The following is a 24764-nucleotide window of genomic DNA, read 5'->3' as shown; positions in this document are numbered from 1 at the left end:
TACTTACGTCATCGTCGAACATCTCCGCCTCGGCTGCATCCGCAACCGAAGTGGACGAGAACTGAGACTCGCTCTTAAGCTATCCGCGTGCCAAGTCGCTCAAAAATTGAGCGCCAACAAGAATTAACGTGTTCTCTTCGACTTACAGGTGAGTCAGCGTGTCACTAGTGCCATGTTCAGCGATACAGAGGCACATTGAAGATGTTTCAAGCTGAGAATAAGCAACCATTTTGAGACAGCTCATCCTCGTTTGAATGTGCTACGTTCTCGAGAAAACGGTCGCCTCGCTTTTCAATTCGACGCAAAATGGCCAAACATGGCCACACAAAACGTTGACCGCAGAAGCTGAGTGACGAAAGACGACCAAGAATCTTCCAGAATCAGATCGAAACGATTAGGTATAACGTACGTTCTGATATTCAAGTTCAAAAAAAGCGGGCAGCAGCCCGTCGACTCGCAGGAGTCCCTCGGTGGTTAACCGGAGGCAGCGGTCGTCGCGCTGAACCCAGCCGGAGTCGATGTAGTTCTGCCATGTCGATTGGAATCGCTGCCAGATGTCAACGTGGTGCTTGTCCTGAAAATAGTCTAGCTCCACGTAGCCGCGTTTGAGCAACAAGATCAGCTCGCGGATCAGTCGCTGCTCTGGAGTGGTTACCAAACCGCGCGCCAGCGGCAGCCGATTGTCGGCCAAGCTGGCTAAATACTGCTGCCACTCCGACAGGTTCTGATAGTGGACCCCTGATACGTGGCCAAACGAAGCGATGCCGGTTGCCAACAGGTCGGCTCCGCGCCACAGGTTGTCGCGATAGCTGAAGGCGACTTTGCTGGGGTCTTTGATCATGGTATAGGCCGAGCTTTGCACGTAACCGGCCTGAGCCAGTGTCTCAAATGCGTACCGAACCCAGGCCCGTTTGGTCGGCCAGTCCGCCACGGGGGACTCGGAGTGTTCATTCAACATTCCCGCCGAGTAGACGGTGTTGAAAGGTAGCTCCATTTGATAAATCGTGACGCTCTCGGGGGACAGTTGCAGGGTTTGGTCAATATTGCGTCGCCAATTATCCCACGTTTCCCCGACCATACCGGCGATCAGGTCGATGTTGACGTTGGGAAAGCCAGCCGCCACGATCCACTCCCAAGCGCGGTGAATCTCTTTGGACAAGTGGGCGCGGCCGTTTTCTTCCAACACGGCATCATCAAAGTTTTCGACACCTAAACTCAGCCGCGTTACGCCCAATTCGCGCAACGTTTGCACCTTTGGCTGACTGAGTGTGCCCGGTTCACACTCGAAGGTTACCTCTTCGGCCTGATCCCAACGGATGTTGGCTCGCAGTCGATCGACCAGGCTGACCAACTGCTTAGGCGACAAAAAACTGGGCGTTCCGCCACCAAAGTACACAAAGCGAAATGGTCGCTGACCCATCACCGGCAGCGCGCTGACCAACTCAATTTCCTTACACAAAGCCTGGACATAGTCTTCGATCTCATTGGCGTTCTTGCCTGTGAAGACTTTGAAGTAACAGAACTTGCAGCGCTTGCGACAAAATGGAATGTGCAGATACAGTCCCAATGGCACATCGGGACTGGGCGGCTGTGACATCGCATGCTGCACTTGCGGCAGTACATCGGCGTTCCACTGGGAATAAGGTGGGTAGTTACTGATAAAGTAACTGCCAACGTCGGTCTTTAGGGTTTCTGTACTCATTGCCGATTTTCGCTGCCTGGATTGTATGCTAAGTGGCCTGTAAGAATCTACCAGCAGTCACCGCCGCTAGACGGTGAAATTATAGTTTGCCCACCGTCTGCCGACGGTAGCTAGGAAATTCCGGGTCAGGACGATGGCGAACCGAAGCACAAGATATCACCACGATCCGAAGCCACCACCAGCTTGCCGTGCGCCACGGCAGGTGAGCCTAGAAACGATCCTTTGACTTCGAAGCTCCACACTTCCGTGCCAGTTTTTAGTTCCAACAGCATTATGCGACCATCAGAACCGGCCACCGCGACTTTGTCACCAGCAATCACCGGTGATGATTCGACCCGCCTGCGCAATGTCTGTTGCCAGACAACATCTCCAGTTTTCATATCCAACGCAAACAGCCGGCGATTCCCACTGGCGGCAACCACCAGTCCGTCTGCCACCGCCACATTGTTGCGGAACTCGTTGGCCAGTTTTGAATCTTCGAACATCCACAGCGGACGAAAGGTGTTGGTTGCGAACGCCCAGATCTGACCTTTGTGGTTGGGGACCAATACCACTTGGTCACTGATGCTGGGTGTGCTGCCGGTGGGTGCTTGGATCGGTATTTTGTCAGTGGCCGACTGACCGGTTCGCACATCAACGATATGCAAGTGTTGATCGCAGCCACCCAGAAACGTCAAATGACCTGCTAGCGTCGGCCCGCATTGAAGCTGATCTTCGGTGTCGTATCGCCACAGCAACCGCCCGTTGCGGCGATCGATGGCCAGCAGGCTGCCGCTTTGCGAGGTCATTAGCAAACTGTCACCAAAAAAATTCCCCCCCGCATCAATTTCGCGCTCTGCATTGTAGCTCCACAGCTCTTGGCCCGTATGGGCGTTATGCGCTCGAATAACGCCATCCAAATCGCCGATGTAGATGGTTTGTTCATGGTAGGCTGGTGAAGACATGAACCCAGTGTCCAGTTTGAGTTTCCACACCACCTGGCCAGTGTCCAAATTCAGAGCTAGCAAATTCCCGTCCGCGTCGGCCGCAAATACTTTACCTGCGGCAATGATCGGCCCGGAATCGAACCCGAGCCCTCCCTGTCGATGCTCCCACAACAGCTCCAGTTGATCGGCCAGTACTTCGGCGGTCGCTCCCGTGCCCTCGGCCGTGCCCCGTGGCAATGGCCAGTCGGCGGTGGTTATCTGAGACCATCCGATCAGCAACCAAGTCGCAAGGGTCAACCATCCATTGAACAATTGCCAATTACCCATCTTTTTTAACACCTTCTAACTCGCTTCGCGCCGCGCCATCGTTTGCAGGTAGATTTCACGAAAATCGGCTTCAGTTAGTGAGCGGGGATTGAATGCTCCCGTCCATTGATCGGTAGCATCGCGCGCCAGTGCGTCTAATGAATCTTCGGCCACGCCTAGACGTTGCAGTTCTGTTTCTAATCCTGCCAGGCGAACCAGTCGTCCCACGAGTTCGGCCAAACATTCCACGCTGCCCGCCGGACCTTTGAGGCTGGCTAGATCGCGGTTGCACTTTCGTCCCAACTCGGTCCGCGAAGCATCATGCCACAAGTCGTCGTACCACCCAGCAACTTCGGTACCGTTGAAACGAATGACTTGAGGCAGCATCATGCCTACCGCCTGCCCGTGGGTTACTCCAAACTGTGCGGTGAGCGGATTGGCAAGTGCGTGCGCCGCCCCTAACATGCTGGTCTCGATGGCCAGTCCCGCGAAAAAGGCCCCCAACTGAACCTGGCCCCGAGCCTCCAAGTCTGATGGGTGCTGCAAGACGATTGGAAAGCCGTGGCTGAGCAATTGCCAAGCCTGGCGACTATAGCAGGTGCTGAGCGGATTGCGGCGCTTACACACGTAAGATTCCAGCGCGTGACTGATGGCGTCAATCCCGGTCAACGCGGTCACGCGAGGCGGTTGAGTGACAGTCAGCTCGGGATCCAAGACAGCGATACGGCAGGCAGCCCGCCGGTCGCCGCAAGCCATTTTTCGCCCGGTAGCGTGTTGACTGATCAGCGCGAAGGATTGTGCTTCGCTACCAGTTCCGGCCGTGGTTGGCACGGCGACCATCGGCAGCAGCGGCCCGGTGGCCTTACCCACACCCCAATAGTCTTCCATGGTGCCGCCGCAAGAGTACAGAAAATTGATGCCTTTGGCGCAGTCCATCGAACTTCCGCCGCCCAGGCCAATGAGTAAATCGGGTTGGACCTGTCGGGCAAACTCTGCGCCCGCCTGAACATCAACCGTCGATGGGTTCTCGTGGACATCTAGAAAGGACTGGACATGTAGGCCCGCAGCTTTCAATAACTGGACTGCTCGCTCATGATGTCCGGCCGCCACGACCCCGGCATCGCTAACCAGTAGGACTCGTGTCGCACACAGTTCGGTGGCAAATTCCCCCAGTCGAGCGACCGAGCCCTGGCCGAAGACGAGCCGCGTTGGATGCTGAAAGTCGATACTGTGCATGCGTCGGAATTCGGACCGTGTTATAGAACCAACCAGCCAACCGCGATCGTTTACAGCATGGGTTCGGCGTATCCCCCTGTTGCGGTTGCAGCCGCCCTATTGTAGTCCAAAGGTATCTGATAAACGTATCCCCCTAGCAGCAGGTTCTGATCAGGCATCGCCAGCGTAATTGGCGATGCCCAGGGCGATTTCTTCCTCGGTGATGCCGTAGCTTCTAAGCAAATTCAGCATCAAGGTACCCATGCGAGCTTGGCCAATTCTGACCGAACGATCCAGTTGGACAGGTTGGCGCGTTTTGGCTTGGGATGCGGAGCTAGTCGTTGCTGCCTTGGCGAATGGTTGCTTGCGAACGATATGCACTGGTAACCTGGGGCGCGGATTCACCGGGACTCGTTGGTCAGCCTGCCAAGACGAATCCAAATCGGTCCAAGCGAATTCCAGTTGCCTGGGGGTAGTCGACCGCAGAGTGGTGAGTGAAAGTGACATGGTTGAAGTGCTTTCCAAAAAACTCAGGACGAACATGCGCATCGGCCAATCGTCGATCGGCTGAAGCCAGTTTCGCAAGACCCTGGACACGTTAGGTCAAACCTTCAAAAAAATCGCAAATTTCCCTGGTGGCCATCTTCGGCTGCTGGTTGATCCATGGAAAATAGATGCCTTCCAATGTCGCTTTGCGAAAAAGCTAGCTTGGGTTCATCGAAGAATCAGCAGAACAGAAACGAGCCGACCGATGGAGAAGTACCATCAACACCCCAACGAACCGCTGATACCGAATTCTGAAATACGCCGCCCGCGTTGCCCAAGCTGCGACATGTTCGTGGACCAGCAGCAAGCCCAGCATTGCATGCCATTTTGCAGCGATCGCTGCCGGATGATCGACTTGGGGCGTTGGCTAAACGAGGAGGTTGCGGTACCCTGCCAGTCTCAACAAGAAGATTCGAAGGCTCCGCCGACGGGAAGACCGGCGTTGCCTCCGGGTTGGCACGACGCGTAGTGCTTTGATCAGTTTGAGTTAGTCGCAGCTACGTTCGCCGGAACGTAGAATCCTGGTAACATCAGATTGGAACCGAGTCACCAATGGAAGAAACTCCTTTTGAAGATCGCGTAGTATCGCGAGCTGAAATCGACTGGGATCGGTCTGCCTGGTGGTGGTACCCGATAACCCGGGCGATTCACCCGGCGGTACGCATGACGAGTCTGTTTGTGAGCTTGGTGGCGGTCCTACTGATTCAACAAGGGGTAGGCCTAGCCGAGCGCTGGTTTTCGCCAGGTTACGATTGGGGTAGTGTGCTAGTCTGGTCCGAACGATACGGAATCCATTGGCCAGTGCCTCAATGGATAGACAATCTTCCCACGCTGTCCATCCAGCAGTTGGCCTATGCTTCGTTTTGCCTGGTGTGGATCGGAATGGTTGGGGCGCTATTGGGCGGACTGTTGGCGCGGCGCGCGGCCGTCGAATTAGGCCAGCGAACCATTGCCGACTGGGGACGAACTGCCAAGGTCATCGCCAGTCGCTGGATGAGTTTTTTTTGGGCGATTGCAATGCACTTCGTTGCACTGCTTTGTCTGCTGCTGCCGATTGTCATTCTCGGTTGGGCTTCGCGCTTGGGAGATGTGGCAGCGGCGGTCACAGGAGTGCTGCTGATTGTGTTGAGCATTCCGTTGATGTTCGCTGTCGGCCGATTGTTGATTAGCTTGCTGATCGGGGTTCCGCTGAGCATTTGTGCCATCAGCATCGAAAACAAGGCGGACGCTTTTGAAGGTTTTAGTCGATCCAATGCCTACATCTTTCAAAGGCCGGTTGTTGTCGCGTTGCTTGTAGTAGCCCTCGGCGGCCTAGGGCAAGTAGGTGCGCTGCTGGTGCAATGGACAGTGCAGGCCGGTTGGGGATTCATTTCCGCAACCTACAGGTGGTCGGTTGGCGGTCTGGCTGACGATGCGAATCGCTATTTGCAAGCTGGAGGCTGGCTGGCTGAAAATCTGGTGCTGGCTTACGGATTCAGCTTTTTCTGGTCCGCGTCGGTTGCCATCTATTTAATTCTGCGGCGCAGCGTTGACGGCACGCCTCTAGACGAAGTTTACCAGCCAGAGTCAGCGATCGAAAAGCATCCGCCACAAATTCCAACTACCTCGCAACCCGCGGAAGCTCAGCAATCCGAGATGGATAAATCGGACAGCAGCGAATCGTAGGCCGAGGCGATCATGGGCGCTGCTCGATCCAGCTCTTCTTGGCTTGTGGTCCAACCGATGGAGATGCGTACCACGCTGGCGATTTGCGATTCCGTCAGTCCCAGGGCTGCCCAAGCGTCGGTTTGTGGAGTCGTCCGTTTTCCGTTGTCGGTAAAGGTTGGTCCCAAGCAGATTTCGGGCAGCCTATGTTGTAACTGATGAGCCGTAACGCCGGGGAACTCCAAGGCCATGATGCCCGGCAGTCGCTCGGACGAATCGCACAGCCATCGCACGGGTCTACCGATCAGCGTCTGCAATTGTTCATGAAAATTCTTACTCAGTGCGCTCAGGCGCTCGATCGATGCTACCAGACCGGCCTGTGCCAATTTAGCAGCCTGCCCCAGCCCAGCGATGGCCGCGACGTTGGGTGTACCGGGTCGCAATCCGGCTTCGTGTCCCTCGCCGTGCAGCATATTCTCCAGCGGTACGCCCAGTCTGACATACAGCGCGCCGATACCTTTGGGCGCGTGAAACTTGTGTCCACTCAGACTCAACAGGTCAACATTCAACTGAGTTGTGCGGCAGTCGATCTTGCCCACCGTTTGCGAGGCGTCGGTGTGTAGTAGGATGTCTCTGTCAAAACATAGCTTGGAGATATCAGCGATCGGTTGGACGGTGCCGAGCTGGTGGCTAGCGTGAGTGATCGAGACGATGCGCGTCTGAGAACACAGGACTTCTTCCACTTGATCGGGTTCCACCAGCCCGTGACGATTGCAGCGCACGATCGATACCTGCCAGCCTTCGCGCTCCATTTGCGCACATGTCTGTCGGACGGCCGCATGTTCCAGATTGGAAATAATGCAGTGTGGAGCATCGATAGCTGGGCCGATGGCCCGAGCGACCCCTAAGAGTCCAAGATTGATGCTTTCGGTGCCGCCAGACGTAAAGATAATTTCATTAGGGTGACAGTCCAGCAGGCTGGCCAGATGGCTTCGCGCATCCTCGATCGCTTCTGCAGCAGCCCGACCGCTCCAGTGGTTGCTGGACGGATGACCATATAGATCACCTAAGAACGGTAGCATGCTATCACGGACGCTGGCCAACACGGGCGTGGTCGTAGCATGGTCAAGGTAAATGGGGTGCATCGAACTCGGTCGCCAATCAATTGAAGTGAATCAACTGCATTCCATCTAAATTGGGCTGACCCCATCTGTCGTCTGCCTACACTGACGGGACGAGTCAAAAACAGACCTGTCCCGTCAGTCTGTTTCGATTGTCCGGCCTGTAGGCCAGCCCAGACTCCGCAACTACCGCCCACCTAAGGCGGTGTGTACAATGTTTTGGGTAAGTTTCGAGGCCAGCATTTGAGCGGAAACGCGAGGGTTGGAAACCAGTTTGCCGCAGCTGTGGTCGTGAGAGGTTTTGCGTAGCCCAGGGTCGCCAGACCGTGGCAAGGCATGGCCCCACTCACTGGCGAGGATAGCTACTTAACATGGCGTGATTCTATGATTAGAAGCAATGGGTATTATGGTCGAGTTGCGTTGATTTTGGTCTGCGCTTGGTTGAGTCTGCTCAGTATTGCAGTGGCCTGTCAAGTCCCGGTGTTCCGCTATGCCCTCGAACGTTGGAATCCTGATCGTTACCGCGTGCTGGCCCTCAGTCATGGTCCGCTAGCCAGCGACTTGGCGCAAGAAATCTCGAGACTGAGCGGCAATAGCGATCGCCCCTCCGTCGTTGATGTTCAGCAGGTCGACATCACCAACACAAGCGATCCAAGTATTTTGGAACTATGGAAGACTTACAGCCAGCCCGACAAAGCGCCCATCCTGGTAACGCTATATCCCAAAAGGTCGTCCTTAGATCAACAAGCGCATGCCTGTCCACTGACCGCTGAAGGCGTCAGCTATGTGCTGAATTCACCGGTGCGCCGCGAGCTCACGCGACGATTAACCGATGGCCAATCCGCTGTTTGGATACTGGTTCAGTCGGGAGACGCTCAAAAAGACGCTCAGGCGCTCAACACGCTTGAGCAGCAATTGGAAGCCGATGCACAGAAGCTGGAGCTGCCCACAGCGGATGCACTGGAAGTGGAACCGCAAGTCTTGGAACAAACCAAGATCAAGTTGCGTCTTGCCTTCTCGGTGATTACGGTGAGTCGTCAGGATCCCGCCGAGAAGTTCCTGATTGACTGTTTGCTGAACAGCGAGGAAGACTTGCGCGATTACCCCGATGAACCGATCGCCTTTCCGGTGTTTGGTCGCGGCATCGTACTCTACGCGCTGGTCGGTAAAGGAATTGCAGGTGAAGTGATTCACATCGCCTCGAAATTCATCATCGGACCGTGTTCCTGTCAGGTCAAAGAACAAAATCCAGGGTTTGATCTGTTGCTAGATTTTGACTGGGATGCTGCGGTGGGCAGTACGCTGGTTAGCAATCCGATTCCTGCTGAGCAGTCGACGCCGCAACTGCTGACGATCCCTCCGGGCAAGAAAAAGTAGGCTGTGGGCGCGTATCTATGGTTCGCCCACAACCAGCGATTGCTGCTTCCGCCAAACGTGGATGCGTTTGGTGATCACTCACGATAACCACCTGCGTTCTGGCGAACGTGGCTACAAAACTCAAAGAGGCCGATTGCATGTTCGACTGTGTAAACACGATTCACCGCATAGCTGCTAGTTGCGGGCTGTTGATCGCCGGGTGGACTTCCGTTAGCCGCGCGGCTGAGAATTGGCCGATGTGGCGTTACGACGCTCAGCGCTCGGCGGCTTCGCCCAATCAGTTGCCAGACGATTTGCAGCTGTTGTGGAGCATGCAGCAGGCGCCACGCGAGCCGGTGTGGGATGACCCACTGAATCAGGATTTGATGCCCTACGATCGAATCTTCGAGCCGATCGTTATGGACGGCAGGATGTTCGTCGGATTCAACGATCAAGACAAGTTGTTGGCAGTGGACACCGCCAGTGGCCAGCCGCTGTGGACCTTTTTTGCTGAGGCTCCGATTCGTTTGCCCCCGGTTGGCTGGCGCGATCGCGTCCTGGTGTGCAGCGATGACGGCTTTTTATACTGCCTGCGCGCCGAAGATGGCCAATTGCTTTGGCGGTTCAGCGGTGCGCCAGGCCGACAACACGCGTTGGGAAATCGGCGGCTGACGTCAGCTTGGCCAGCGCGAGGCGGTCCCGTGGTACGCGATGACACCGTCTATTTTGCGGCGAGTATTTGGCCATTTATGGGCACCTTTATCTATGCATTGAATGCTGAGAATGGACAATTGCGGTGGGTCAACGACAGCACTGGGGCGCAATACATCAAACAGCCACATAGCGCTCCTTCGTTTGCGGGTGTCGCTCCACAAGGTGCACTACTGGCCACGGAAAACTATCTAATTGTGCCCGGTGGCCGCAGTGTGCCTGCCGTTTTTGAGCGCGCGGATGGTCGGTTCAAGTACTTTGAAATCGAAGCTGGCGGAAAAGGCAGCGGAGGCTCGTTTGTGGCAGCCGACGCAGTTCATTTCTACCTGCATACGCGGCATATCGGAACGCGCGCATTTAACATCGAGACCGGAGTCAAAACGGCCTTTATGCCGAACCAGCCAGTCATTTGGGGAGACTTTCTGTTTGCTGCTTATTCATCATCGGATCAATCCCTGATTAGGGCTTATCCCGCTAACCTGAATGACGATAAGTATCGTGATTCCGTGTGGAACATCAACGCTCCAGCCATGTCCGACTTGATTCTCGCCGGCCAGCACTTGATTGCAGCCGACCAGCAGACGGTGACAGTCATTGGCCTGCCTGAAGTGGCTAGCGGGAAATTGACTGGTGGCCAAATCGTTCGGCAGTTTACAGCGCCCGAGAATATTGGCCGGCTGCTGGTCGCCGATCACAAGCTATTGGCTGTTTCCGAATCAGGGACGATCTATGCTTATGGCCAGCCAGCAACTTCGGCAGTGAGCGAGCAGACGACGACTAAGAGGTCAGCCACAACCCAGCCAGCCGAGCCACAGTCCATTGAAGCCGCAGTCGTGCGTGTACAACACATGATTGCACAGACCAATGGCGAAGGCTATGCGTTTTGGTTCGGAGAGTGTGACCCAGCTTTCATTGCGGCTTGGGCTCAGATTAGTCCGTTTGTGCAGCTGGCCGTTGTCGATTCGAATCCGCAGCGCGTCGATGCTGCGCGACGGCAATTGGATGCTCTTGGGGCTTATGGGACGAAAATCACTGTGCACTGCTCCGTTCCCCGCAGCTTCTCTCCGCCACAAAATATTGCGCATAGCGTATTCGTTTCGGAAGAACTGGCGAGCCAGTGGTCCGACGCCGACATCCAGGCCGTGTATTCAGCAGTACGACCATTCGGAGGAGCTATGCTGATAGAACGGTCTGATGCTGCGCTGATACAGCAAACCGCCGAGCACCTCAGCAAGTTGCAATTGGAGCAGGCGCAGCTAACAATTCATCCCAACGCGGTTGTGGTCCGACGCGTGGGTCCTTTGCCTGGTTCAGCGGACTGGACGCATCAGCATGGTGACATCGCCAATTCAGTAAAGTCAGATGACAGTCGAGTGAAAATGCCGCTGGGAATCTTGTGGTTTGGCGGCAACAGCAATTTGGATGTTTTGCCCAGGCATGGCCATGGTCCTCCGCAACAAGTAGTCGCCGGCCGCTTAGTCATTCAGGGACATAATTGCCTCAGTGCTCGTGATGTGTATACCGGTCGTGTGTTGTGGCATCGCGACTTCGACGATTTAGGGACATTTGATGTGTACTATGATCAAACCTACGAAGATGCGCCACTGGATACAAAGTACAACCAAGTTCACATTCCCGGGGCCAACGCCCGCGGCACGAATTACGTTGTCACCGAGGATCGCATTTACTTGGTGATGGGCAACACCTGCAAGATACTGGACGCAGCATCGGGCCAAGATAGAGGTCAGATCAGCATGCCAACGGACGAGGCAGGCGACCAGCTGGAATGGGGTTTTATCGGAGTCTACGACAACGTGCTGCTGGGTGGGTTGGGGTTTGCAAAGTATCGTCAGCGTCTAGGTCTGGAAATCGATGGAGACAAGCTCCTTAAAGGCAACAAGGCAGCCTTCGGTTCCAAGAGTTTAGATCGCGCCGCCAGTCGTGCACTGCTGGCATTTGACCGGCATAGTGGTCAGCTGCTGTGGCGCGTCGACGCTCAGCACAGCTTTTGGCACAACGGCATCGTGGCCGGCGGTGGCAAGGTGTACTGCCTCGATCGCCATCCGGCACAAATCGAGGAAGCTTTGAAACGCCGTGGACAATTGAACAGCCAATCCAATCGCATCCTGGCGTTGGATGCACAAACCGGACAGGGCCTCTGGGAGGTTCGCGAACATGTGGTCGGTACGTGGTTAGGATATTCGCAAGAGTACGATTTGCTATTACAAGCTGGCGCACGCGGCAGCGATCGGCTGGCCGACGAAATTGGCAAAGGAATGCGCGTCTATCAAGCCGCTACCGGGTCGCTGCAATGGGCGCAGGACGATCTGTCCTACAGCGGCCCGTGCATCTTGCATCATCAGTGGATTCTGACCAACACCAACGCATACTCACAATCCGCCGGTGCGTTTGATATTCGCACAGGTCAGCCACGTATGATCAAGAATCCATTGACCGGCCAATTGCAGCCATGGAGAATTACGCGCGCCTATGGTTGTAATCAGATTATTGCCAGCGAGAATCTCCTGACTTTTCGTTCAGGAGCTGCCGGCTATTACGATTTGTTGACCGATGCCGGTACCGGAAATATTGGCGGATTCAAGTCGGGATGTACTTCCAATTTGATCGTGGCCAACGGCGTGTTGAATGCTCCGGATTACACACGGACCTGTTCGTGCGCCTATCAGAATCAGACATCGCTGGCGCTGGTGCACATGCCAGACGTCGATGTCTGGGCGACCAATTTGACAGCTACGTTGGCCGACGCCGACACCGCCATCGAGTCGGTAGGCATTAACTTCGGAGCGCCGGGAGATCGGCGCGATGAAGACGGCGTGTTGTGGATTGAATATCCTCACTCGTCGGGCGATCCTCCACCACTTTCGATCCGTCTGAATGAAGGCGTGCGTTTCGTTCAACAACATTCATCCGCTTTTTTGGGTGCAGACAATTCCTGGGTGCTGTCTTCAGGAGCTGTGGGGGCAACACACCTGAGGATCGGGCTAATTACCCAGATCCAAAGCAGACCGGCTAAATCCGGCAGCAGGCCCAAAGAATCTGACTCCGATGATGAGTTGCCTGCAGAGGTAGCTTCCGTCACGGCCGAGGTAACGGATTCGACTAACAATCAATCGGTCGCAGCACATGCTTACGATATCGAATTGTATTTTGGAACAACATCCGAATTGCATGATGGTGGCCTGCCACCTAGCTTCGAGGTACGGTTGACCGATGTAAATCAGTCACAACAGGTCACGATGAAGTCTACTGCACTAACGGCTGGACTGGACCAAATCCAACAGCCTGCGGCTACTCGCAGCGGGCTCCATGCACATTGCCGTTTTGAGAATGTGCTATTGAGCAAGGAGCTGAACATCGAATTGGTAGCCAAGCCAGGCAACGTTGTTATCAGCGGCGTTCGATTGGTTCGCACCAACAAACCTCGCTAAGTCCTGCCGATTCCCGCCAGTTATGGTGGAATTGGCAGTCCGTCTCAAGGCTGCCGGTGCAGTTTGCCGATCTGGTTAGCATTTCGTGCTGCGCACATTGTGCCGCCACAAGGTCATGATTGCTAGCATCGGTTAGCAGTCGATGGAATTGCAATTCTGGATGATCAAGGCTTCTGCGTCACCAGCTAAGGAAGTGGTTTTGCCATGAATCAACCTCGCCGACTTTGGATTGGTGCCTATGGAATCGGGTTAATGTCAATAATCCTATCCAACGCATGGGCTCAGGAAGAACTGGTGTTGGAGTTGGAAGATTCAGGAACGGTCGTCAAAACGGAAGCCGCAGTAGTCAAAGGCGAAGTCATTCAGCAACGCTATCCATCGGGCCAACTGCATATAACTCGGCAAGTTATCCTGGATTCCAATGGTAACTTTGTTAACCATGGAGAATATCAGGAGTGGAGCCAGCGCGGTGATGTCATAGTTAGCGGAACGTACAAGATGGGCCGGGCCGATGGAGTGTGGATTCGATTCTGTACCGCTGGTAGCTCGAAGCTGTTCGAAAAAGAGCCCTACACAAAATTCAAATCGCCGTTTCAATCTTCAGTCGAGTTCAGCGATGGAAAGATGAATGGAATGTGGACAATCAGCGATGCTGAAAATCGCACGATTAGCCAAATCCAACTACTCGACGGATTGCGCGATGGACCTGCAATTTGGTACTACCCTGGCGGACACGAGTTCGTGCTCAGTCATTATCAGCAAGGACTGCCACACGGCGATTTAGTGCAGAAAGATGCCAAGGGCAATATCATCAAGCAGTTGCGGTATACGGCCGGGCAGCGCGTTGAGAGAAAGCAGGAATTCTTCGCCGACAAAAAGCCTAGGATCGAGTATGAATACTTGACTGCTGCACAAAAGCTAACCGCGCCTGACAACTGGCACGAAAATACGCTGGCCTCGTATGAAGTCCAAAACGTAGAGATTCGACACGGCGACTATACCGCCTATTTCGAGAACGGAGCTGTGCGCTACCAAGCCAGCTATCAACACGGGCAGTTGCATGGAAAGTTCGCCAGTTGGTATGCCAACGGCCAACCAGAATCAACCGGTCAATACGCTGCCGGCCAGCAAGTAGGCAAGTGGAATTGGTGGCACGACAATGGCATGCGCAAGGCAATTGCCGAATACCATCAAGGGCAGTTATCGTCAGGTGTACTAGCCTGGAACGATCAAGGCATTAAGCAATCATCCAACAGTGCACTTCAGGAGATGACCTTGCCATCTGCTCAGTCAGAAACTAGGTTGGCAGACCAACGACAGAGCGCTTCCAAAAAAGTACCTGCCCGACCTGCCAGTGCCATACTGCCTAGAACTTCCAATAGCTATCGCCCGTAACTCGCGATACTGTCGGGTGCGGATCGCTGCAACTACGCTCGCCAAAGCGTGAGATGCCGCATTGCTTGGCTCTTGGCCATTGCTTCATCTCTGGGGCCGACCTTACTCAGATGGCCTGCCAATACTAGCCACCCAACAAGAAACCTTGCCGACAATTGGTCGGCAAGGTTCGTTGGTTGTCATTAGTCTGATTAAACAGTTCAGCTCTGAGCTGTCTAGTACTTCATCATGATTTCGTCTGGAGCTTCACTGGTAAAGGTCTTCCAGCCGCCGTCGACGATGGTCTCGCCCAATTTGTTGATGGCGCGATAATCGCGATCGCTTAAGCGTTTGCCGGTATATCGTCGAATCGTCTCGATGCAGAAGACATCCGCTGCATCTTGGATGACCTCGTTGTTCTGACGAGCCGCGTACAAGCTGGTACACAGCACGACGATCATCGACTGAATTCGCAGCGACAGCTCCGACATCTGGCACTGGCGGTCAGCCAGCTTCAGCTGATGGCGCTGCATCAAGCCGTCGGTCTCCAAAGCGGTTTTCTGCAAGGCGATGCAGGCAAACTCGGCATGATTGCGTAGTCGTGAAGGCATCGTCGGCAATTCCGGTCGAGGAATTCGAGACAGCTTGCGGCCCGCCAGCCACTTAACATAAGGGCCCATCACGCCACGTAGCGCCCACAAGTGCATGGGGTTGGCGGGATTCATATTGCGAATGCCTGCCGCGTGCAGAGCCTTTCCTACGGGCTCGAAGAACTGCATACCGTGATGTTTGACCAACGACTTGAAGAAGGCCATGCCCAGCATCTCGCCTTCACCTTCGTAAATGCAAGGTGCCAAGAATTCATGCACGTTGTCACCTAATAGATGGCCGTGCAGGAACGAGCGTCCGCCGTGGGTCTTCATAAACAGTTCGATTGCGGCCTCCTTCTGGAACTCGGAGCCAAAAATCTTGGCCACGATACATTCCATTTCTCCGCGATAGCCTTGGTCGATCAAATCGGAACACCAATGCACCAGAGAATCCGAGGCGACGATCATGCCTGCTAGCTTACTCAATCGTCGTCGAACCAATTCTCGCTTCGCGATCTTTTCGGCATAGGTAACACGATATTGGGCCCACGGAATCATGCTGCCCATCATGCCGCGCATGACCCCAGCGGCGCCAGCACACAGTGCGATGCGACCCAGGTTCAAGCCGTGGTAAGCAATGGTCAGGCCATTACCGCGCTCGACATGCAGCAAATTCTCCTTCGGTACGCGGAAGTCCTTGAAGATGATGCCTTGGTTGAAGGTGTGTTTCAAAGCATGCAAGCCGTACTTACGAAGCTGAAAATTGGCGTTCTCTTCCCGAGGCAGGTCGCAGATGAGAACAGCCGGTTGATCTTCAACCAAGCACACTAAGCCGACGGTTCGTCCAGGCACCACGTTGGTGATGAACAACTTTTCACCGTTGACGACATAACTGTCGCCATCCAGCTTCGCCCGAGTTCGCAGGGCCGTCAGGTCGGAACCGGCACCCGGCTCTGTCAAAGCAAATGCCGACAAGCGGCGACCGCTGGCTAAGTCCGGCAGAAACCGTTGCTTCTGCTCATCGTTACCAAACGTACGTACCGGATCGACGGCACCAATGCAGCCGTGAACCGAGGCCAAGCCACCAATGGTTGGGTTCACTTGTGCCATGCGGGTCAAAAATGTGGAAAAGCTACGGATCGAAGCCCCTGACCCACCATACTCTTTGTCAACTAACAAGCCCCAGTAACCGGCACTGCCCAAGTCTTCTAAGACTTGATCCCGAATCTTACTGCGCTCGTCCAACAGTGTATTGCCGTCGCGATGTTGTTTAACAACCTCGATCGAACGGTCCATCACCTGCTGAATGTCGGCAGGTGTAGTGAATTCTTTGCTACGGAACAGATCCACTGGTACGCCTTGATCCCATACGGCGCGGTGAGCCGGGCTGTTGACGGTTTGATACTGCGGCTTGAACAGCTCTTCGACTTGATCATCCGCACGGTCAATGGCTCCGGTGCGTCGAGCTTCATCATCACTCTTGCCTCCCAACTTGAGTGCGGTTTCGGCGAACGATTCCGCTTGTGGCGAACTGGACTTGTGCGGTGATTTCAATTCGGTCGACATGGAAGGCTCCTTGAAAAACAGGTGTCTGGGGGACAGACGTGGCGACTATTTCACAGATGTCCCGGCGGTTATGACAAACTCAATTTACGCAACTAATTCAAAAATCGTGGCAATTCCCTGCCCAGCACCGATGCACATCGTGGCTAGTCCAAACTGAACTTGACGCTGCTGCATTGAGTGCAGCAGCGTTGTGGTAATCCGCGCGCCGCTAGCACCCAACGGGTGGCCAATGGCGATTGCTCCCCCATTAACGTTGACTTTATCCATGTCCATGCCCAATGTGCGAATGCAGGACAACGCTTGTGCCGCGAACGCCTCATTCAACTCGATCAACCCGATATCCGAGAGCTGCAAATTGGCTCGCTTAAGAGCTTTCTTTGTAGCTGGCACCGGTCCGGTCCCCATCACACACGGATCAACACCGGCGACGGCTGAAGCCACAATTCGGGCGATGGGCTTAACACCCAATTCACGAGCCCGCTCGTCGGACATCACCAACAGGGCGGCGGCACCGTCGTTGAGAGGTGAACTGTTGCCCGCTGTTACCGTTCCAACCTTGGGCATAAACGCAGGGTCAAGACCCGCCAGTATCTCCATGGTCGTCTCGGCGCGAACGCATTGGTCGTGGTCCAACAACATGATCCCGCCCGATTCATCATGACCGTAAATCTCAATCCGCTCAGCATCAAACCGGCCCTCAGCCTCGGCTTGGGCCGCTTTTCTATGGCTCGAACATGCAAATTCGTCTTGCTCTTGACGGGAAATACCTTGCGACTGAGCCAAGAATTCGGCGGTAATACCCATCATCATCGCAGCTTTGGAGGTCGTGCGATACATCTTGGGATTGATGTCCACGGCGTGCATCATCGACACGTGATGCATGTGCTCTAGCCCGCCCACGATGTGTACGTCTTCGGCGCCAGCTGCGATAGCATGCGAGGCTTGATTGATGGCCTGCAAACTGCTGCCACACAGTCGATTGACCGTCGTCCCGCCTGTGGTCACATTCAGTCCGGCAACCAAACCAACGGTTCGCGCCACATTCATGCCTTGCTCGAGGGTCTGCTGGGTGTTGCCCATGATCAGGTCTTCGACGTGTTCGGCGGCTAAGCCCGTTCGGTCGAGCAATGCCTGAACGCAAGAGGCTGCTAAATCATCGCTGCGAATCAAGCGATAGAAGCCTCGTTCCGGGTGTGCGCGGCCAACAGGGGTCCGCACCGCATCAATGACTACTGCATTTCTCATGTTCGCGATTTCGCTCCCTGTTTGGTTCTAAGCCTGAGATTTTTGATAGAAGGACTTGCCGCTAGCGGCTAATTCTTTGAGATATTTGGTTGGAGCGAATCGCGGGCCGACCGCCGCTAACGGTTCCAGCATCTTCATAATACTGCCAATGCCCTGTCGATCAGCCCAGAACAACAACCCGCCTTTGAACGGCGGGAAGCCTATTCCGTAAATTAGCCCCAAATCCACATCACGTGCATCGCGAACCAATCCGGCGTCAAGCACATCGCTTGCCTCTAGCAGCATGGGCAGAATTAGCCTGGCTGTCAAAGCATCACCACTAGGCTGATTACCGGAACTCTTAATGAACGGCTTCAGCAGTTCTTGAACCGCCGGATCGGCCGTTCGTTTACCTTTCTTATTCTTGTAGGAATAAAATCCCTGTCCAGATTTATTCCCCAGCCGTCCAGCATTCACCATGGCAGCTAAAATGGGGGTGTCGATCATTCTTTCTGGCAGTTTGTCGTGCATGACGCCACCGGCATACAGAGCAGTATCTAGCCCGACCATGTCGTGCAGTTCCAATGGCCCCATCGGCAGACCGAATTTCTTGGCGGCCTTGTCGATGGCGTCCATGGGCACGCCTTCGGCCAGCAATTGCAAAGCTTCGTTCATGTACGGGAACAGTAGACGATTGACCAAGAATCCCGGACCGTCCTGGACGACCACCGGGAACTTGCCCAATTTCTTGACGTGAGCCACAGCGCTGGCGATCGTTGCGTCGGAACTCTGTGGCCCCCGAATGACCTCCACCAACATCATGCGGCGAACCGGATTGAAATAGTGAATCCCGCAGAATCTTTCCGGATGCTTCAACCCCTTAGCCAGTTCGGTAATGGGAATCGTGGATGTGTTGGAGGCCAAAATCGCATCGGGTCGCAGCACAGCCTCCAGCTGATTGAACAGCTGCTTCTTGACTTCGAGCTTTTCGACCACGGCTTCGATCACCAAATCGCAGTCGGACAGTTCCGACAGGTCGCTGGTTGATTTCAATAGCGGCGCGAACTCTAATAGCTGCTTGGGGTTGGGGGCCTTACTGGCCTTGTCAAACGATACTTCTTCCAGCGTGCCACGGACTCCCTTGCTGAGCGCTTCGGGCATCGTATCGGACAGGAAAGTGTTGAGCTTACGCTTCAAGTGGGCACCGGCAATGCCTGAACCCATGATGCCGGCACCGATCACGCCGACCGTTTGGATTTTGGCGGGTGCCGATCCACCAACAGCACCTTGATCCTTCTTGTTACGGTCCGTGATGAAGAACACATTCATCAACGCTCGATTGGCTTCACCGCCAAATAGTTTCGCCAAACCCTGAGCTTCGACTTCACATGCCTTTTCGATGCTCTGGTTGTGAGTTTCCAACATGGTCTCCAAGGCCACGACCGGTGCTGGGTAGTTGCCCTGGGTCAACTGACTGATCATCGCTCCAGCAGTCACCTTGAGAAAGGCGAGTTCCGTAGGCGATAACTTAATGGGCTGTTGCCAGCGCTGGCGATCCTTCAAGTAGCCCCCGCGCGCATGCTCTAGCTTGACCAGCCCAATTGCGGCACTCAAGAGTTTGTCCGAGTTGACAACGGCACTGACAATACCCAATTGCAAAGCGGCTGCGGCCGAAACGGTCTCACCGCTGGTAATCATTTCGATCGCATTGGATAAACCGGCAATGCGCGGCAGTCGCACGGTGCCACCCCAGCCTGGAATCAGCCCGATCTTGACCTCAGGCAAACCGATTTCGGCTCGCGGACTGTTAGAAGCGATGCGGCGATCACACCACAGGGATATCTCCGTACCCCCTCCCATGCACACACCATCGATGGCGGCTACGGTTACGAACGGCATGGCCGAAAGTCTGGCAAACAGAGCCTGTCCCTTGCGACACATGGCTTCGGCGTGGGATCGATGATCGCCAGGTTGCTCCATGGACGCGACGAATTCGCCAATGTCAGCACCGGCGATAAACATGCCGGGCTTGCCCGAACATAGAATCAATCCATGAACATCGTTGCGGGCCTGAAGCGTATCGAAGTGCTGCTCCAGCTCCTTTAAAGTTGGTTGTGCCAAGATGTTGGCGCTGCGGTCCGGATTGTCCAGTGTAATCAGCGCAATGTTGGGTTCTGGAAAAGTCAGAGTCGTCGTAGGCTTTCCGCCCATGCCAAACCTTCTCTCTCAAAAAAATCGACTATAAAAGTGAATCGTTACCCCTCAGATCCAGGACTGGGGCTCAAACATCGCTCCGTAGGCAGGGGTATACACGATGGACCCCACGAAAAACCGCACCTGGATGATACACCGCCCGGTCAACCACACTCTGGGCGAGCCGCAGCTACCGACTTATGTGTTCTCGGCCAGCGCAGCTAACGTGAACCATGCATTGGGCGCGCATTGCTACCGAAGACCACTGTGGACCAAAAAAACGAACCCGGATTGTAATTCCGTACAGTGGAATTTGAAGGCCCAATATTGCCCAATCAATGAACAATTTTTCCCCGACGGGGGTTATCGTTAGCTGATGGATTGCCGCAGGGCTTGTAATCTCCCCCTAAACCCGCCAACTCTACCACCCGGCCCTGATGAACCGGGCGTCCCTTAACAACTACGCAGTTGCCAGCGCACCGCGTTACCAGCCGGCGTGCCATGGGGCAAGCTGCAATTCCTCTGGTCGCGGTAGGGTAAAGCAGGTACTTGCGCCTCTAATCCGAAGGCCAAGGGCTCACCGCTTGTGCGGTGAGCACTTGGCGTAGTCGATTGTGGCTGGCCAGCCGTTTGGGCCAACCACTTATTCGGCGATGTCAAGATGTTCGGCCGAAGCGGCTTCCCGAAGCTTGCTCAACGCACGGGCTTCCAGCTGGCGAATGCGTTCCTTGGTCACGCCCAGCTCAGCACCAACCTCTTTGAGTGTCAACGGCTCCTGCGAGTGATTTAGGCCAAATCGTCGAATGATGATTTGCTGTTCACGATGGTCTAAACGACTGAGAATACGATTGATTTGAACGATCCGCTGTTTCTGCGCCAGTTCCTCGGCCATGTGGTCGCCACGCGTATCCACGTGACCTTCAAATAGTTCTTCGCCGGCTGTGCGGAAGCGGTCTTTGTGACGGTATTCGTCGGGGATCGATCGCGCGAAGTTCTTCATGATCGCCCAGCTGGCATACGTGCTGAACTTGTTGCCGCGTGCAAAGTCGAACTTCTCAGCCGCTCGGAACAACGACATGTTGCCGTCACTGACCAAGCTGAAAAAGTCGTCATTGTTCTGCGTGTGCCGCTTGGCGATGGACACCACCAGACGCAGGTTGGCCTGCACAATCTGGTTCTTGATATCGACCGACTGACGGTACAGGTTTTCAATTTCCTCCATCACCGCTGGACTGGGCTCGGTCGTCGAAAGTGTTTGTCGCAAACCGAACGCCAATGACTTCAAAAAGTTCATCTTGCGGAACAGGTGGTATTCTTGCTCCCGAGTCAGCAAAGGTACGTCGTACAGCGATGCCAAGTAAGTCGGCAAGCCACTGGGAGCACGCATCTTGCGCGGAGGGATGATGACCTCAGGCAAGTCGGACAGCATCTCTTGTCGAGCTTTGACCGATGGCCGGTGAAAGCTCGGATTGTCGATGAAATCCAGTGGCAATTGCAGGATGGCCAAGGCACGCTGCTCGTTGACGATGCGAATGATCGTGCTTCGGCTACGCGCGTACTTGCGAACCAGCAGACCCACGCCAACGCCGCGCTGATATTGTTGATAGATGGTCGCCTTGTCGCCATCGGTTAACAATTGACGCGCGTCGGGGAATACCGCTTGTTCAGGGTTAGCCTTGTCATGGTTTTTAAGCGTGTAGCGAATGGTCTCGATGCTGCGTCCCATGGCTGTGGCCACTTGACGAGAAACCTCCGACAGACTGGCACCACCGGCTGCAATGGTCCGAGCACGTTCGATCACCTCGGCGCGTTCGTCTTCAGACAACTGGCTGAAACGCTCGCCGCGACGAACGCGTTCGCGATTGCGAGACACGAATCGCTCGACGCTGCTATGCAGGAATCCGACGCGCTTGCGACCCTCGGTCAAGAATCGTCGACTGACCAATCCCTGATCGCGCCATCGCGCAATGGTTTTGGTCGAAACGTTGAACATCCGACTGAGATCTTCCACCGAATGAACCGGCTCTTTTGCCTCTTCGACCAGCAGATTCAACGAATCGGTTACATCTTCCACGAATAGTCGCAGGTCGTGCGCAGCATCTCCACCGGCTACCATTTTCCTAGAGTTTTCGGATGGCCGAAAATCGGTAACGCGAAAATAAATGAACTCGTAGGGGTACTCGCGTGCCAAATCTAGTTCGCTCAGCAGACGTTCCGCCCGCTCAGCTTGTTCCAGCTTCTTGGTTCGCGGCGCGTACTTGACCTGGTGGTCGCGCAGCTCTCGCAGCAATGATACTCGATAATCCTGATGCATGTTAAAACCTTTCCCTGCATGTAAGTCGATGTCAATTCCATCCCTGCGGTTTCCGACCGCCGACATTCGCTTACGGCTGGGTAAGAGTCCCTTCCTGAGACCCCCAATACTTACTCCCGTCCCCCGCTACCTCGTTCCCATACAGCCTGTGGATGGATCCAAAGTTCCAATGCGTCAATTCTGTTGGTAAACCGCACAGGTTTGCTAAGGGGTTACCGCCAACCTTCTATTGTTGCTTGCCTTCACTCCTATCTACGGAGTCAGTTCGTTTCGGAGTTCACTTTGTTTAGAGCGTCCCGGAATACAGAAAGTTCGCAAACAATGCCAAGTTGAACATCTTCCTCGAAAATGCAAATAGGGTACCAACCGCCCACCCCAGACCAATCAATTCCAGAATTCTTTCGTAAACTATTGTGGGAAAACAGTTTGCGCTGAAGGAAAATCGGCTGGTGCCGCCAGGCTCTCCACCTTAGTCTTGTAACAACATCCTTCCTTGGCACTTTGTTGCACAACTCCTCTCATTTTGATACGCGAACAGCCATTGTGTCCCGGCGGTCTGCGGTAATTGGATACTGGCCTTTGGGGTCGTAATTCCCGTTAGGAAGAGATGCAAGAACCAGACAGCCCAAGCTCTGACCAAAGTAGCTAGGTCAGACCCCATTTTGCATGTCATTATGGCAAGTATGCGAAGACTCTGACGCTTGCAGTGCCTCCGCTGGTTAGAACGACCACACTTTGCCGAAGCTAAACCTCGTCTGCCGATATTTTTCCTGCGGCCGAATTGCATTAGCGCAAGCCTCCGACCGCGAACTTTAGGGATGTGGGGAGAACTTTGGGGACACAGCCTTCATGCTAGCAATCAGACCAGACCTGAGTCTAGTTCGATTGGACTCCAGTTTTTCAGGATCCGGATTTCGCTTGTTCGTTCAAGGAGAATTCAATGTACACAGGGTTAATGGGCCGTGCGTTTCGCAAGTCTCAGGCGCATCCTGGGTCACAGAGCTATGCCCGCACCAGCCAAAATTGGCTGAACGCCATTCTGGTGGCCTGGACACTGGTTTGTCCTGGACTCGCTAACGGGGCTGAGGTTCCTGCGCGACGGTTGCAGCAACCGGTGGGTGTCGAGCAACTGGACACACGCGCTAAAATCCAATTGGAATTGCACGGCCAGCTTTTCACTAAACAGGCGTCGGACAAGAAACAACTGTCGGAAAAGACCGCCGAAATCAAAGCCAAGGCGACACAAGATTATTACGAACGGGTCGCCTTTCAAGATGACCAGCCTGTAGCCGCTGGTCGAGAGTATCTGTCTGCTCAACTCGACAACTGGATTGCAGGCAAGGCAACCACCACTCGGCTGCGCCCCGAATGTGCTCAGATTTTCGTGCTGCCTCAGTCCGGTATTTGGGAGCAATACTGCCCGGAATTGCCTCTGGAACGACGCGAAGTGGAACTGTTGCGTTCACCGGTCAATACGCAGATGCTCGAGAAGCTGTTACCGGTCGAGCCAGCGCGAACCAATTCGCAGTGGACAGTTTCCGAGGAAGATGTGCGCTGCCTGTTGAATCTAGAGGCGGTTCACAAGTCGAATTTAGTCGCCAAGATTGCCAGCGTGGAAAAAGGAGTTATCAAAATCGACTTGCAAGGCGACATCCAAGCCACAGCTAACAGCGTTTCCACTGAGTTGCAAATTCTCGGTTCAGCACATGCGACACTCAGTTCGCGCTGTGCCATGATTACCTGGTTGGGTCTGTCCATCAAAGAAAATCGCCAGGTTAGCCAAACGCAACCCGGCTTTTCCGTCACGGCGCGCATCCAAGTTATACGCCAAGAACAGACCATTGGTGTGCAAGCTACTCGCAACCAGTTGTTGCAGTTGGCTGGTTCAGATGATCCAGCACGGTGGCTCGTTCGTTTGGAATCCGTGCCCAGCCGATTCGCCGCCTATGTCGGCCGCGATTGGTTTATCTTCGTCGACGGTGGCGAAGATGCCGTGCTCCGCATGGTGCAGGACAATCAGGTAATTGCTCAATGCAACATCGCTCAACTGCCACGCCTGGAGGCCGGCTCGCAATTGACTGCCGACGGACTGCAAGCCGACATTCGTCAGGCTTTAGGCGAGCGGTTCGCAGAATTTATCGAAATCTCCGAAAAAGTGACGTCTGCTAAGCTGCGTTTGCTGCGGGCTGAAGTGGCAGGCAATCAAGAGGGTGTGCCGGTACGTTGGATTTATGCGCATCTGTCCAACGACGGTGGCCGACGCATGGCATTGGTGTTCACACTCGGTGCCGAACAAGCCGAAGCGTTCGCAGGTGCCGATTTGCAAATGCTGGACAATCTTGAATTCCTGGATTGGCCGACTGACCCAACGCCTCCATCGTCAGAAACCGCCCTAGCTGCACCTACAGATCCTGAGAAAGTTTCGTCGCGCAGTTCACATCCGTCCAAACGGTAAATGAGGTCTTCTACCGCTAGCGGCCTTCGTAGTTGAGGTCAGCTGTATTCGTAGCTACCGTCGACTGGACAG

15 protein-coding genes are annotated in these 24764 nt (G+C 54.7%); 6 read left to right on the top strand and 9 right to left on the bottom strand.

Annotated features, from left to right (window positions below; genetic code table 11):
• Positions 1-394: 394 nt before the first annotated feature.
• From KF752_04960 to KF752_04945, 4 genes are all read right to left on the bottom strand, one after another.
• Positions 395-1702 (bottom strand): coproporphyrinogen III oxidase family protein, encoded by a 1308-nt coding sequence (locus KF752_04960; protein MBX3420890.1) that lies wholly within the window; start codon positions 1700-1702, stop codon positions 395-397.
• 125 nt (positions 1703-1827) lie between these two features.
• A complete protein-coding gene (locus KF752_04955) occupies positions 1828-2967 on the bottom strand; it encodes a PQQ-binding-like beta-propeller repeat protein (protein ID MBX3420889.1) in 1140 nt (379 codons plus the stop codon).
• 3 nt (positions 2968-2970) lie between these two features.
• Positions 2971-4170 carry an iron-containing alcohol dehydrogenase gene (locus KF752_04950; protein ID MBX3420888.1) on the bottom strand — a complete coding sequence of 400 codons (1200 nt, stop codon included), beginning with the start codon at positions 4168-4170 and terminating at the stop codon, positions 2971-2973.
• Positions 4171-4320: 150 nt separating this feature from the next.
• The gene (locus tag KF752_04945) at positions 4321-4656 is read right to left on the bottom strand and encodes a hypothetical protein (protein ID MBX3420887.1); all 336 of its coding nucleotides are present in this window, start codon (positions 4654-4656) and stop codon (positions 4321-4323) included.
• Between the two features lie 244 nt (positions 4657-4900).
• Here KF752_04945 and yacG point away from each other — a divergent pair, with 244 nt between their 5' ends.
• Together yacG and KF752_04935 are read left to right on the top strand one after the other, a co-directional pair.
• Positions 4901-5164, top strand: a complete 264-nt coding sequence (gene yacG / locus KF752_04940) for a DNA gyrase inhibitor YacG (GenBank protein MBX3420886.1) — start codon at positions 4901-4903, stop codon at positions 5162-5164.
• Positions 5165-5247: 83 nt separating this feature from the next.
• Positions 5248-6360, top strand: coding sequence for a hypothetical protein (locus KF752_04935; GenBank protein MBX3420885.1), 1113 nt, complete (start codon positions 5248-5250; stop codon positions 6358-6360).
• Here the strand turns inward: KF752_04935 and KF752_04930 are convergent.
• On the bottom strand, positions 6318-7484 hold the full coding sequence (locus tag KF752_04930) for a cysteine desulfurase (GenBank protein MBX3420884.1): 1167 nt from the start codon (positions 7482-7484) through the stop codon (positions 6318-6320). The two genes, KF752_04935 and KF752_04930, sit on opposite strands and share 43 nt — an antisense overlap.
• Before the next feature lie 360 nt (positions 7485-7844).
• Between KF752_04930 and KF752_04925 the strand changes: the two genes are divergently transcribed.
• The 3 genes from KF752_04925 to KF752_04915 all read left to right on the top strand — a co-directional run bounded on the left by KF752_04925 (position 7845) and on the right by KF752_04915 (position 14371).
• Complete coding sequence (locus KF752_04925; GenBank protein MBX3420883.1) at positions 7845-8837, top strand: hypothetical protein; 993 nt, start codon at positions 7845-7847, stop codon at positions 8835-8837.
• Positions 8838-8974: 137 nt separating this feature from the next.
• Positions 8975-12976, top strand: coding sequence for a PQQ-binding-like beta-propeller repeat protein (locus KF752_04920; GenBank protein ID MBX3420882.1), 4002 nt, complete (start codon positions 8975-8977; stop codon positions 12974-12976).
• Between the two features lie 204 nt (positions 12977-13180).
• A complete protein-coding gene (locus KF752_04915; GenBank protein MBX3420881.1) occupies positions 13181-14371 on the top strand; it encodes a hypothetical protein in 1191 nt (396 codons plus the stop codon).
• Positions 14372-14586: 215 nt separating this feature from the next.
• On the opposite strand, the gene KF752_04910 is transcribed toward KF752_04915, so the two are convergent.
• From KF752_04910 to KF752_04895, 4 genes are all read right to left on the bottom strand, one after another.
• On the bottom strand, positions 14587-16506 hold the full coding sequence (locus KF752_04910) for an acyl-CoA/acyl-ACP dehydrogenase (GenBank protein MBX3420880.1): 1920 nt from the start codon (positions 16504-16506) through the stop codon (positions 14587-14589).
• Between the two features lie 84 nt (positions 16507-16590).
• A complete protein-coding gene (gene fadA / locus KF752_04905) occupies positions 16591-17751 on the bottom strand; it encodes an acetyl-CoA C-acyltransferase FadA (GenBank protein ID MBX3420879.1) in 1161 nt (386 codons plus the stop codon).
• 27 nt (positions 17752-17778) lie between these two features.
• The gene (locus tag KF752_04900; protein MBX3420878.1) at positions 17779-19941 is read right to left on the bottom strand and encodes an enoyl-CoA hydratase/isomerase family protein; all 2163 of its coding nucleotides are present in this window, start codon (positions 19939-19941) and stop codon (positions 17779-17781) included.
• A gap of 625 nt (positions 19942-20566) precedes the next feature.
• Positions 20567-22237: a sigma-70 family RNA polymerase sigma factor gene (locus tag KF752_04895; GenBank protein ID MBX3420877.1), complete on the bottom strand. Its 1671-nt coding sequence runs from the start codon at positions 22235-22237 to the stop codon at positions 20567-20569.
• A gap of 940 nt (positions 22238-23177) precedes the next feature.
• Between KF752_04895 and KF752_04890 the strand changes: the two genes are divergently transcribed.
• Complete coding sequence (locus tag KF752_04890; protein ID MBX3420876.1) at positions 23178-24692, top strand: hypothetical protein; 1515 nt, start codon at positions 23178-23180, stop codon at positions 24690-24692.
• Positions 24693-24764 lie beyond the last annotated feature (72 nt).

It is taken from the genome of Pirellulaceae bacterium (assembly GCA_019636385.1).
Taxonomy (GTDB): Bacteria; Planctomycetota; Planctomycetia; order Pirellulales; family Pirellulaceae; genus Aureliella.
The sequence above is the reverse complement of the archived record's forward strand: the minus strand, read 5'-3'. Positions and strand labels throughout refer to the sequence as shown.

Bases quoted from the DNA above. Each gene is read 5' to 3' on its own strand.
- KF752_04960 (MBX3420890.1), bottom strand. From the start codon at position 1,702: ATGAGTACAGAAACCCTAAAGACCGACGTTGGCAGTTACTTTATCAGT.
- KF752_04950 (MBX3420888.1), bottom strand. From the start codon at position 4,170: ATGCACAGTATCGACTTTCAGCATCCAACGCGGCTCGTCTTCGGCCAG.
- KF752_04945 (MBX3420887.1), bottom strand. From the start codon at position 4,656: ATGTCACTTTCACTCACCACTCTGCGGTCGACTACCCCCAGGCAACTG.
- yacG (MBX3420886.1), top strand. From the start codon at position 4,901: ATGGAGAAGTACCATCAACACCCCAACGAACCGCTGATACCGAATTCT.
- KF752_04935 (MBX3420885.1), top strand. From the start codon at position 5,248: ATGGAAGAAACTCCTTTTGAAGATCGCGTAGTATCGCGAGCTGAAATC.
- KF752_04930 (MBX3420884.1), bottom strand. From the start codon at position 7,484: ATGCACCCCATTTACCTTGACCATGCTACGACCACGCCCGTGTTGGCC.
- KF752_04925 (MBX3420883.1), top strand. From the start codon at position 7,845: ATGATTAGAAGCAATGGGTATTATGGTCGAGTTGCGTTGATTTTGGTC.
- KF752_04920 (MBX3420882.1), top strand. From the start codon at position 8,975: ATGTTCGACTGTGTAAACACGATTCACCGCATAGCTGCTAGTTGCGGG.
- KF752_04915 (MBX3420881.1), top strand. From the start codon at position 13,181: ATGAATCAACCTCGCCGACTTTGGATTGGTGCCTATGGAATCGGGTTA.
- KF752_04910 (MBX3420880.1), bottom strand. From the start codon at position 16,506: ATGTCGACCGAATTGAAATCACCGCACAAGTCCAGTTCGCCACAAGCG.
- fadA (MBX3420879.1), bottom strand. From the start codon at position 17,751: ATGAGAAATGCAGTAGTCATTGATGCGGTGCGGACCCCTGTTGGCCGC.
- KF752_04900 (MBX3420878.1), bottom strand. From the start codon at position 19,941: ATGGGCGGAAAGCCTACGACGACTCTGACTTTTCCAGAACCCAACATT.
- KF752_04895 (MBX3420877.1), bottom strand. From the start codon at position 22,237: ATGCATCAGGATTATCGAGTATCATTGCTGCGAGAGCTGCGCGACCAC.
- KF752_04890 (MBX3420876.1), top strand. From the start codon at position 23,178: ATGTACACAGGGTTAATGGGCCGTGCGTTTCGCAAGTCTCAGGCGCAT.